This is a genomic window from Erysipelothrix aquatica (genome assembly GCF_009828775.2).
GTDB classification, from domain to species: domain Bacteria; phylum Bacillota_I; class Bacilli_A; order Erysipelotrichales; family Erysipelotrichaceae; genus Erysipelothrix; species Erysipelothrix aquatica.
Genome location: NZ_WTSY02000074.1, coordinates 1 through 2,024 on the forward strand (window position 1 = coordinate 1; position 2,024 = coordinate 2,024).

The 2,024-nt window shown below is 32.8% G+C and carries 3 protein-coding genes and 1 pseudogene; all 4 read left to right on the top strand.

The genetic code is table 11. The annotated features are described in order from the left end of the window. Positions 1-211 (top strand): hypothetical protein (locus tag GVV20_RS10430; RefSeq protein ID WP_250690209.1); only part of this gene is annotated, 211 nt, incomplete at its 5' end. 681 nt (positions 212-892) lie between these two features. Next, positions 893-1,069: a hypothetical protein gene (locus GVV20_RS10435; protein ID WP_159740289.1), complete on the top strand. Its 177-nt coding sequence runs from the start codon at positions 893-895 to the stop codon at positions 1,067-1,069. Between the two features lie 382 nt (positions 1,070-1,451). Continuing rightward, the gene (locus GVV20_RS10720; RefSeq protein ID WP_407925789.1) at positions 1,452-1,799 is read left to right on the top strand and encodes a DDE-type integrase/transposase/recombinase; all 348 of its coding nucleotides are present in this window, start codon (positions 1,452-1,454) and stop codon (positions 1,797-1,799) included. Next, positions 1,748-1,912: pseudogene (locus tag GVV20_RS10725) on the top strand (IS3 family transposase); the annotation flags it as partial. The gene GVV20_RS10720 and the pseudogene GVV20_RS10725, both read left to right, overlap by 52 nt. Between the last annotated feature and the right edge of the window lie 112 nt (positions 1,913-2,024).

The window sequence follows — 2,024 nt, forward strand, 5'->3', positions numbered from 1 at the left end:
AGTTAGAGGTAACTATAAAGAGGACGGTTATAATGGAGCAAAAATCAAGCTTTTTGAATATTTATTAAGTTGTCAGTTTGATGGAAGGTTTTATCATCAAGAAATTCTTGAATATTTTGAAACTTTAAATTTTAGTTGTGCACAAGAGAAAGAAAACATTGTTAATTTATTGCTGGTCAAGGGGATTGATTTCGTAGTTCAAAAAAGCTAATCTAATTTTTTAGGGTTATTTCAGTAGTAATTTATTCTTGGACACTATGTAGGTGTCAATTCTTAAATTAATAATAGTGATGTCAAAGTGATGTCAAAAACTTTGGGAACCATGATAACCCTGAGAATACTGAGAAGATGAGTATCAAAATAGCCTTTAAAATGGGCAATTTGAGAATAGTGAGACAGATTAAGTTGCTGAGTGGGAATAAACGATCTTAATGAAAGAAGCCTTAGAAATAGGGCTTTTCTCTATTTTTTGGTTCATTGATAACAATTTGATAAAGTAAATCAATATTTGTTTGTTATAATTACAAAATTAACTAAAATAGAGCGTAGGAATGATATCACTATCTAATAGTAAGGAGTTGAAAAATGACAGAGAGAATAATTACATATAGTGCAAATGAAGTTTTCTTAAGTGAATTTGTTGAAGAGTGCATTTAGACTATTAGTATGTTACATGAAAATAATATGGATAGGCTACGATATAGCGGACAATAATCAGTCGAAATTGATGCAATAGAAACAACGGAAAGAAGGTATCAAATATGTCAAGTAAAACAGCAAAACGGCACGAAGATGCATTTTAAAAACAAATGATTTAACTCTATAATTCGGGAAAACCTGCGAGTGAAATTGTTCCTGAATATGATTTATCTAGTGGACATTGTATAAATGGATGACGGATTACAACAATAGTGGTTCATTAAAAAAAGAAAACAATCTTACGGATGAGCAAAAGCATTTAATCGAACTTCAAAAAGAGAATAAGGATTTGCGAATGGAAATTGATATTTTAAAGCAAGTCGCCCTGCCGCCTGTACTGTTCGAGTTTCGGGGCATAGAAAACCGTTGATTATGGGTCCAAAGTAAAACTGATTCGAAATAATCGTCACAGATACTCAATCACTAAAATGTGTAAATGTTTAGGCATCTCTCGGTCAGGTTATTACGACTATGAGGAAAATAAATCGGCGGAACAGATAGAAGATATCTATACCCAAAAGGTATTGAGAATATTAAATGAGAACGAGCCTATGGAACACGTAAAATTCATAGAGCATTACGAAACGAGAGTATTTTATATCTCGAGGCAGAATCAAGAAAATTATGAACTATCTAGGCATCTTTTCGTCATGCTCCAAAGCGAAGTATAAAACACGAAAAGCAACACTAATGACGCTGCCATTGCTAACGTAGTTAATCGGGAGTTTAATCGGCGACAGGATAAGGAAGCTATCGTTAGTGATCTAGCTTATCTTCGAGTTGGTAACAAATGGAATTACACTTGTATAATTATGGATTTATATAATCGAGAAATTATTGGTTGGAGTTGCGTTTCCCATAAAAATGCATTACTGGTTGGTGCTGCTTTTGCGAGATTACCTGGCAACTTGAATGACTATAAAATTTTCCACTCCGATCGTGGGAGTGAATTCGACAATATGTTGATTGATGAAATCCTCAAGGCGTTCAATATTAGAAGATCATTGAGTGGAAAGGGAAATCTCTATGATATTTCTGTAGTCGAAGCAACATTCAAAATAATAAAAAAATTGTCTATCCACAACAATTCTTTACTTTAGAACAGTTAGAAATGGAGTTGATTGCGTACATATATTGGTTCAATAATAAACGAATGCATTCATCACAGAATTATTTATCACCAGCAGAATATCGTTTACAAAATTCTTACTGAAAACTGTCCAGAAAATGGTTGCCTTTCCAATTTCGAATCGTATGATTTTATAGAATTTTGTCTGAAAAGTGAAGTGATTCAAAGTATGAGGAGATTAGGATACCCTTATGAT

Coding starts and splice junctions, on each gene's coding strand:
- GVV20_RS10435 (WP_159740289.1), top strand. CDS start 893: ATGACGGATTACAACAATAGTGGTTCATTAAAAAAAGAAAACAATCTT.